Raw genomic sequence first — 8,920 nt, 5'->3', positions numbered from 1 at the left:
CAGGTTTTTTTCCATAATTGTAATATTCCGCCCAGAATGTCACACTTGTCAATACCCTCTGACCTGAATCCTTACACATAATTCTCTCTGTATGCTGGATTATTCAAAAATTTCTCCCTGGCACCTAATGCCCTATAGGAGGTATCAGGCATTAACTTAGCTGAAGGAGAAACCCTACCTACTTTGTATTCATCCTCATTAACCATTATGCCAATTCCCTTCCGAATATAACCTGTATCTGTGACTATTTCCCAATTCGTCCAAATTCTCATTCTAGCTAGAATTTTATTATTGTTGTATCCTCTGGGAAGTGGGAGCCATAAAAACATTGCAGGGCTATTTCGTCTAGCATCAAATCTAAATTCAGCAATCAATTTATTTTTGCCGATACCATACTTAATACTACTAGAGTCAGTAAGTTCCTTGATGCGTCTATCACAGCCTAGAATCTGTCTGCGAACGCTCAACACTCCTTCGCGTTCAGTTTCATTACATTCTTGGATAAATTTTAAAAGCAACCTTGGCGGTTCAGAGAGAGTTTCGTTGCTGGATTGTTCTCGATATGTAATCTCTACTTGTGAAGTGTGTTCGGTATCTACATCTTTAAAGTGTAAATATAATTTTTCCCCGTCAGGAACGATCGCAAATTGCAAAAACTGAAAAAATAGCCCGTGATACTTCCTGTCTGTAAAATTATCCCTGTGAAATTTTGGCGTAATTGCTATTAAGCGAACGGGTTGAGCGTAATCCACGCGATCGCCAAAAGGTTTTTGTTCCAACAAAGCATCGTAATAACGAGTTAACTGCTGAACGACATATCTATCTTCGCCGTTTTTCAACTCCAGCACAACTAACCGTTGAGTCTCGTCCACCGCTATAATATCGCATCTTTGCTCGTTGACAGTGAATTGCCGCTTGATGACTGTCAAACCGAGCAAACTTTGCAAGTGAACTTCGACAAAATCCTCTAACGCTTCTTCATTTGCAAATTCCCACCCTGACCCTGTTTTCCTCAATGCGGCGCTGCTTAGCATTTTGACAATTCTTAAAGTCTTTAACCAATTTTACCACTAATGTCTGTAGTGCGCTGAGGGTTTAAATAAACCCCGATCGCCCTGACAGCTTCCCAGCCATCCCGCAACAAAATCGCCTTTAAGTGGGAGCGCTATAATAGTAACTATTCGACACTCCCATCTCTTGACAAATTATTAAAAATATGCTCATCAGTGAAAGCGATCGCGCTACCATTCGCTCAGTCGTAGAACAGCAACTACAAGCCTTTCAAAAAGACAATGCTGCTGGGGCTTTTGCCTTCGCCAGTCCCGGAATTCAGCAGCAGTTTCGCACAGCCGAAAACTTTATGCACATGGTAAAAATTGCCTATGAAGCTGTATACCGTCCGCGCTCGGTATTATTTGAAAACCTCGCCACCGTAGAAGGAATTCCCGCTCAGCCGGTGCTGTTGCTGGACTCGGAAGGCATCCCAATCCGAGCCATTTATCTCATGGAAAAACAGTTTGATAATAGTTGGCGAATCAATGGCTGTTATTTGGTTTCGATAACAGCATAATAAGTTAGGCTGACTTTTAGACCGAGCTTTTTTTGCTAATTCGCAGCATCTTATTCCCGCCTTTTTGAAACTCATAAGGAGCCTCTTGAATTTCTACACTAAAACTTCTCTTTTTCAATTCTGCCATCGTCGGGTTTAAGTGATCTGATTCCTCCCCGCTAAAACTCTGCAATAGAGGGAAGACTCGGACTTCTTTCGCAACCCGACACATTTCTGTAATTGCTTCCAAATGAAATTCTTCGGAAAGTAGGTGAGAATAAGCAAATAAGAAATGGCTGCACAAAGCTAAATCGAATTTACCGTTCTCGAAAGGCAAAACAGGCAGCTCAGCATTAATGTATCGACCTTGCTGTAAGCCAGAGGGAAAATCTTCTAAAAATTCCTGCATCGCCTTCATTCGCACTTCGCCTAGCTGGTAGGGAGATTCAAAATTATTCCACAGGTAGCCGTCTAAATTGGCTTTAACACCGTCAATCACAGTTTGATATGTTTCTTGGATGCGATCGCCAATTTCCACCGCAGTAAACTGATAAACTGGATCGCAAGAAATTACCTTGTTACCTTGGCGAGTCATTTCCGCATTGAAACTCGCCGGGCCGCCCGCACAATCAAGAATTGCTAGCTTGAGGTCACTTGAGGTCAAGCTAAACATTCCTATGTATTCATCCAAGCAGCGCCCCCAGGGAATTACTTTATCCAATTTTAGTGACACTTGTCTTTGTCCTGCAGAGAGAATTATTTAACATTTTACCTCAAATCAGGGAGGTTTTTTCCTATCTCCTTTCTTCGGCGGGTTGATTTGTATGCGGACTTATGTATGAAAAATTTTGCTCAAACGAGCTCCTAATCCTGACAACAGTTGGCGGGCTTTACACTTTCTTTACACACAAGGGGCAAAATAGTTAAGTGCGATCATACAATTTTTATGCTTGCACCTGTGGATTTTGCAGCACAGCGAGGCTACACTGGACAGCAGGGAAAATAAACTAAAATCCACTAGCTAAATTGCTCTTGTTCATTGGCAGGCTGCAACCAGGGAAGAAAGATGAAACATACCATTCAAACCGCTACAAGTCTGAGTTTGTCAGCACTCCTGGTGCTATTGAGTTCGCTGCCCAGTAGAGCTCAGTTACCTGCCGTCAGAACTCCTGCGCCCGCTAGGAACCCAAACCAACCGAGAGTACCGCCGCCACCTCCGGGTTCGAGTTTGCCGCCGATCGGCAATTCTGGTTCGCTGACACCAGAAGCAGCTTATACTTTAGGCCCGGGCGATCGCATTGCTTTAGATATCTTCGGCGTCCCTGAATTCAGCAGAGAATATCAAGTGTTAGTTGATGGGACGCTCAATTTGCCAATTATTCGCAGCGTCTCAATTCAAGGGTTGACGCTGCAACAAGCCGCTAATGTGATTACCCAGCGATACGAACCCTTCATCAATGTTCCCGTTGTTACCGTAACTGTGATCGTCGCTCGCCCCCTAAATATAGGTCTTGCGGGTGAAGTTACTCGCCCGGGTTCCTACAAGATTAATCCCACTAGAGAAGGAGGAGGAGTAAAATTCCCGACTTTGATGGAAATGCTGCAACTTGCACAAGGGGTGACATCAGCAGGAGATATGCGAAATGTCCAAATTCGTCGTTCCAACAGAGGCGGGCCGGAGCAAGTTACTAATGTTGATTTGCAGGATTTTTTAGACACGGGAAATTTGCGTCAAGATGTCACGATTCGAGATGGAGATACAATTTTTGTACCGACAGCAAGGGCCCTGAATACTCAAGAAGTTCGTCAAAGAGCCAGTGCTAATTTTTCCGCTGATATTACTAAACCAATTGGTGTGGTAATTGTCGGGGAAGTAAACCGGCCGGGGCCTTATACTGTATTTGCTTCGGATGTGCGATCGAGCAACCAACAAACAGAGTTGAGTTTTGTAGCTATCGACCAACAGCAAGGAGCAGTTGTAGGCTTACCAACAATAACTAGAGCATTGAAAATTGCTGGTGGTATCACTACAGAAGCTGACATTCGCCGCGTGCAAATCCGCCGCCGAGTCAGAGGTGGCAATGAACAAACTATCATGGTAAATCTGTGGGATTTGCTGCAAAAAGGCGACGCAACTCAAGATATTTTGCTGCAAGAAGGAGATAGCGTAATTATCCCGACAGCAGCTACCGTAGACTTAGCTGAAGTTTCTCAAGTCGCAAATAGCAGTTTTTCGCCGAACGCGATTAGCATCAATATTGTAGGAGAAGTAATTAGGCCTGGGGCTTTGCAGGTGCGGCCTAGTACATCCCTGCACCAAGCTCTGCTGACTGCAGGCAGTTTCAATCAATTGCGGGCTAAAAAAGACAGAGTAGAACTATTGCGTTTGAACCCCAACGGTACTGTTTCTCGTCGCACGATTGAGGTGGATTTTGCTCAAGGGTTGAATCCTAATAATAACCCCACTCTCCGCAACGACGATGTGATTCTGGTAGCGCGATCGGGCTATGCTAGGGTAGGAGACAATATCAACAGTTTTTTGCAGCCAATAACAGGAGTTGCAAATGGGATCAGCGCTGTTAGCGGCGTTTTTACTGGGTTTCAAGCAACTATCAACGCTTTTCAAAACTTATTTTTGGGAGGAGATTTCGAGCGGCGAAATCAGCTCAGACAGCTTCGCGAACAACGTCAAGACAGACAAGAGCAACGTCAAGACAGACTGCTAGACAGAGAGCTACAACGTGAAGACAGACTGCGGCAAGAAGAAGATAGAAGACTGCAACTTGAAGACAGAAGACTGCAACTCGAAGACAGACAGCGGCAAATAGATCTTGAGAATCGGCAAATCGAGATCCAGGAGCAGCAACTTCTGCTCCAAAATCAGCAGCAGCAAATGCAGCCACAGCAAATTCAGCCAACTACTCCTTGATCAGACTCGGGCGTTGAAAGTTAGCCACCCTCTTTATGAATCGGCGGTTGAAACCGCTGCATAGAGTCATTCGATTTTAGATTTTAGAGTTTAGATTTTGGATTGACGCCACGGATAAATTCGGGGGATTGTACTATCAAGAAATTCGCTTGTCAAACGAAGTCCGAGTCATATCAAATCCGTTAGCATCGGAATAGTAAATTCGAGTTGACTGTTGACTGTTGACTGTTGACTGTTGACTGTTCACGGCGTCAACAGTCAACCGTCAACCGTCAACATCATGTATGAGTGTAACCGGAAATGATATCAAGGGGGATTAAGAAATAAAGGGGGTATTAATAAAACCGGATTTGCTATTACATGGCACATCCCAAATCTACGGCAAACATCCTAGGCGTTGCTGATTTACGGTATGAAACGCTAAATATGACCGTCATAGAAACGAGTATCCACAAAGCTTTGGGATTTTAAAGTTATTTTTTTCATACCCTGATTAAGCAACGCCACTATAAAGGTTCGATTGCCAGGGTTCCCCTTTGTCCATTTCCCAAACTACATCAATCATGAGAAATTTTTTGTATTCGGGAAAATTAATCAACCTTTTGCCTGCAACAACTGCGGCTGCAAAACCTGATTTAATTTGCCACTGCGAAACCCCTCCAAATCCAAAGTCGCGTAAACAAAACCAAACTCTTGAAACACCGCGACTAATGCAGGCAAATCCGCATTTAACACAAACTGCTTAATCTCCTCTGCTGGTAACTCAATGCGGGCCGTATCTCCGTCCGATCGCACTCGCAAATTTTTCAGTCCCAACTGGCGCAAATACCGTTCGGCGCGCCCCACTCTTTGCAACTTTCCAACGGTGATTTCTTCGCCGTAAGGAAAGCGCGAACTCAAACACGGTTGAGCCGGTTTGTCCCACCAAGGCAAACCCAATTCTTTGGCCAACTGCCGCACTTCCAATTTACTCATGCCTACTTCTGCTAAAGGCGATCGCGCGCCGCGTTCCTTCGCAGCCTGAATTCCGGGACGGTAATCCTTTAAATCGTCACCATTAACCCCATCAACCACATAAGGATAACCCTTTGCTAGTGCTAGAGGTTTCAAAGTATCATGCAGTTCGCTTTTGCAGAAATAGCAGCGGTTAACTGGGTTAGAAGTGTAATTGGGATTTGCCATTTCCTGAGTTTCTACTTCCTGATGGGCAATGCCAATTTCTGCTGCTTGAATGCGCGCATCTTCTAAATCCTCGGGCAGTAAAGACGGCGAAACAGCCGTCACTGCCAAAGCGCGATCGCCCAATACATCAAAAGCGATTTTTGCTACCAAAGTGCTGTCAATTCCGCCGGAGTAGGCAATCAAAGCCCGTTCCATCTCTGCGAAAATATTTTTTAATTCTTCAAGTTTTTCTGTTAACATAATTTCACCTTGTTTTACCAACATATAAGTAAGACAGTAAACTCAAGAAAGAAGGATGAAGACAGCATATTTCGATCGGTTTCCCTTCTTCCCTCGAACCTGTTCATTCTTCCGACTTCCCTCAGACTTCTAATGCTATTCGGGATCGAGACCGAGGGCTGCCAATCGAGCCAAAAGTTCTTGATTTCGCTGTCTTTCCTGTTCCAGCAGCGTTTCGACTAACTCTTTGTCTTCCTGTTGGCGATCGGCTCGCTGGCGTTCATTTTCTGCCCTTTCTTCCGGCCACAAAAGCAGTTCTCCGCCCTCCGTCCACCAGCGCAGCCAATATCCCGTTCTACCTTCGCGAGTTCCCTGCCACACTCCCAAAAATAGATTTAATCCAGGTATTAAATAACGGCCGTTTTCATCAGGATTTTGATTTTCATAACGCTCGGATTCCAGCGCATAAACTTCTATTCGGCCTGTATGCGGCCGAAAAATGACATAGCGAGGAACTTTGATTACTTGTTCGTAAAAAAACCACTTGCCGATTTGTTCTGTGTGTTCGACAGAGTATTCGTCGCCGTAAGTAGCTGATAGAAATTCCATCACTACAAAAGGAACTGTTCCTTCGGTATGAGGCGTGTAACTGCGGCGGGGATAGTTGTGAGGCCTCTTTTGAACCGGCTGCACGTACATCCAGTCTGGGGCTTTGCAAATAGTGCGATCGTCCACAGCAGCACACAAAGCAAAATTAGAAACTATTAGTGCGTCTTGCATTAGTTCCGGGGAATCCACTACAGACTGGCGCAAACCGTTAGCTAGCAAGGGATGGTCTATATCGTCTACAGGGTCGTCTGGTAGGATGAAATCATCGGGTAGCAGTGGCCAAGTAATCTTGAGCGGGGATATCGGTTTGTGAATTATAGTAGTCATAAGTCACCTCATTTTACCAATAAAAGTTTGAGTTTTAGTCGAAATTGGCGATCGATAACCTTCTCTATATCTTAGCGCTCTAAGTCGATAATAAAATTGTTTGTAGTGAGGATTTTAGTCTTCACTACAAACCATTACCCTAAAGGTGCGGAATGCGCGCTTTAAAATTCCCGGCGGGAAAATATGGCGATCGCAATTGACAGCAGCAGCACCACATACAGCAAACCGTAGCCAGCATCTGTAATCAAACCTGCCAAGTAAGGAACTTGTCCGTAAACAGCATCGTTTCTCAAATTGAATCTGGCTAAATCCGGCAAAACCAGATAAAGTCCCATCATCAATTGTTCAATGCCAGGATTTTTAGTTAACTTGCCCAAAGCCACTAAATCCCGCGTCGAATGTCCCATCAAATAAACGCCAAATGTCAGTAAAGTTGCCAACAGCGAACTGCTAAAAACTCCAAATAAAATCCCGACACCAGCCATCAGACACAGCTCAAACCAGACAAACAACGAAGCGATTAAAATGCTTTCCAAAGGGAAAGGAATGCGGCTCAAACTCAGAATAGCCAGATAGATAACCGTCATTGCCCCTACAAGCACCGCCAGCACGGCCGACAGCCCTAAGTGCTTGCCCACAATTAACTCAGCCCGACTTATCGGCTTAGCAACTAACAGATAAACAGTGCGCTTTTCAATTTCTTTGTTGACCAATCCGGTAGCCACAAAAACTGTGGCAATTAGACCGAGAATGCTCATAGCAGCTAAACCGATATCTAAGATAATTTTCTTTTCGGTTGTCGCCGCCAATTCCGGTATCAACCGTACCGAGGCGCCCATCAACAGAGCAAAAATAATAATTAAGTAAAGGATGCGATCGCGAATTACTTCCCAAAATACATTGGTCGCGACTGTCAAGATTCTTCTCAAATTCATCTAGTTATTAACCCACTGGAAACTTTCGCCATACTTTAGTGTAAGGAAGAGGGAAGAGGGAAGAGGGAAGAAAGAGGATTTTTTCCATCTCCGCCTCTCAGAAGCTCCCACTCTTAGACCCTCCTACTCTCCCGCTATACCGATCGCAATTAGTTAACAGAGACAGAATCAAACTTGGCTGTCCCCCGCCGTTCCATCTTTTTTCTGTCCGGGTTGAGAGCGTTTGATCGCATCGCAGGTTACAGTCGCCCTATTGCCTATATTGAACACCTCGCAAGATTTGGTAAACGAATATATTTCCGGTCTAAAAACCAGCCCCAGCCAAGTTGCCTGCATCTCTAACTGATAGCGGGAATCTCCTTGGACGATCGAAGTTTTGACATCCCACCTCGCATCTTCTGCGACTACCCCAGTTGTTTTTAAGGCTTGATTCCGCAGAAAAAATCGCTCGTTGTCAATATCTATTAACATTTGCTCTACTTGCGCCCACGGTTTTGTGCGGGCTTCATTTCGCAGGTATCGCTCCATTTCATTGAGGATGACAACTCCTCGGGAGCGATTAATAGTTGGCTGTTGAAATGTCACCACATAATCGCTTTGCCTCAAATCCTGAGATAAAACGCTCGGATACTGTTGTATCCAACCTTGAATTAAAAAGTGAAAAGCAAACCAACAGGAAAACAGCAGGTGAACTAGAGTAATCATCAAAAACTGAGGGCGCACCAACGACCTGATACCTTCCCGTTTTGACTCGCTATTCCAAATCTCTATTGTCGCCAGAACTACTACTGCTATAAGTGGGCCAGCTATCCATGCTATTTCCTTCCTATCCGACGGCAATCTTATCAGTAACCACAAGCCAATTAAGATGCTTGTCACCCACGGACTCAGACTTACTCCTTTAATCACAAAAGGTTGCTGGCTGGTCAGCAAACCCATTGAAAGTGTAAAAAATAACCAACTCATATCAAAAAGCAGAGTTCTCGTCCGCCAGTCAGTGACTGCCGCCACTGTCAGCAAAGCTAAAAAGATGCTGAGTAGTAAAGGAGTCTTCCAGTGAACAACTTTAGGCGGAATCATCGCCTTTTGGATTTTTTTATTGGTTTCCCAAAGGTTGTTCGTCAGCTTAGTGAGTTGCTGAGTGACATCTAAAAATTGCTTCATCATAAA

Annotated in this window: 8 protein-coding genes; 2 read left to right on the top strand and 6 right to left on the bottom strand. The window is 44.6% G+C overall.

Going from position 1 to position 8,920, the window contains the following annotated elements; translation table 11 throughout:
* Positions 1-71 precede the first annotated feature (71 nt).
* The gene (locus tag QUA34_RS26585) at positions 72-1,034 is read right to left on the bottom strand and encodes an endonuclease NucS domain-containing protein (protein ID WP_333390098.1); all 963 of its coding nucleotides are present in this window, start codon (positions 1,032-1,034) and stop codon (positions 72-74) included.
* Between the two features lie 182 nt (positions 1,035-1,216).
* On the opposite strand from QUA34_RS26585, the gene QUA34_RS26580 reads away from it, so the two are divergent.
* Positions 1,217-1,570, top strand: coding sequence for a DUF4864 domain-containing protein (locus QUA34_RS26580; RefSeq protein WP_333390096.1), 354 nt, complete (start codon positions 1,217-1,219; stop codon positions 1,568-1,570).
* A 16-nt stretch (positions 1,571-1,586) separates the two neighbouring features.
* Here QUA34_RS26580 and QUA34_RS26575 read toward each other — a convergent pair whose 3' ends face one another.
* Positions 1,587-2,282: a class I SAM-dependent methyltransferase gene (locus QUA34_RS26575; protein ID WP_333390094.1), complete on the bottom strand. Its 696-nt coding sequence runs from the start codon at positions 2,280-2,282 to the stop codon at positions 1,587-1,589.
* A 333-nt stretch (positions 2,283-2,615) separates the two neighbouring features.
* Between QUA34_RS26575 and QUA34_RS26570 the strand changes: the two genes are divergently transcribed.
* Positions 2,616-4,478, top strand: coding sequence for a polysaccharide biosynthesis/export family protein (locus QUA34_RS26570; protein ID WP_333390093.1), 1,863 nt, complete (start codon positions 2,616-2,618; stop codon positions 4,476-4,478).
* Between the two features lie 594 nt (positions 4,479-5,072).
* Here the strand turns inward: QUA34_RS26570 and larE are convergent.
* The 4 genes from larE to QUA34_RS26550 all read right to left on the bottom strand — a co-directional run bounded on the left by larE (position 5,073) and on the right by QUA34_RS26550 (position 8,917).
* Positions 5,073-5,900 carry an ATP-dependent sacrificial sulfur transferase LarE gene (gene larE / locus QUA34_RS26565; RefSeq protein ID WP_333331772.1) on the bottom strand — a complete coding sequence of 276 codons (828 nt, stop codon included), beginning with the start codon at positions 5,898-5,900 and terminating at the stop codon, positions 5,073-5,075.
* A gap of 135 nt (positions 5,901-6,035) precedes the next feature.
* Positions 6,036-6,815 (bottom strand): Uma2 family endonuclease, encoded by a 780-nt coding sequence (locus QUA34_RS26560; RefSeq protein WP_333390091.1) that lies wholly within the window; start codon positions 6,813-6,815, stop codon positions 6,036-6,038.
* Between the two features lie 161 nt (positions 6,816-6,976).
* Entirely contained in the window at positions 6,977-7,750 is a 774-nt protein-coding gene (locus tag QUA34_RS26555; RefSeq protein WP_333331766.1) for an ABC transporter permease, read from the bottom strand.
* Between the two features lie 168 nt (positions 7,751-7,918).
* Positions 7,919-8,917 (bottom strand): DUF5357 family protein, encoded by a 999-nt coding sequence (locus QUA34_RS26550; protein ID WP_333331764.1) that lies wholly within the window; start codon positions 8,915-8,917, stop codon positions 7,919-7,921.
* Positions 8,918-8,920 lie beyond the last annotated feature (3 nt).

Source organism: Microcoleus sp. POL10_C6 (assembly GCF_036701585.1).
In the GTDB taxonomy this organism is placed as follows: domain Bacteria; phylum Cyanobacteriota; class Cyanobacteriia; order Cyanobacteriales; family Microcoleaceae; genus Microcoleus.
Note: the sequence above shows the minus strand (reverse complement) of the source record. Positions and strands in the feature narration are given on the sequence as shown.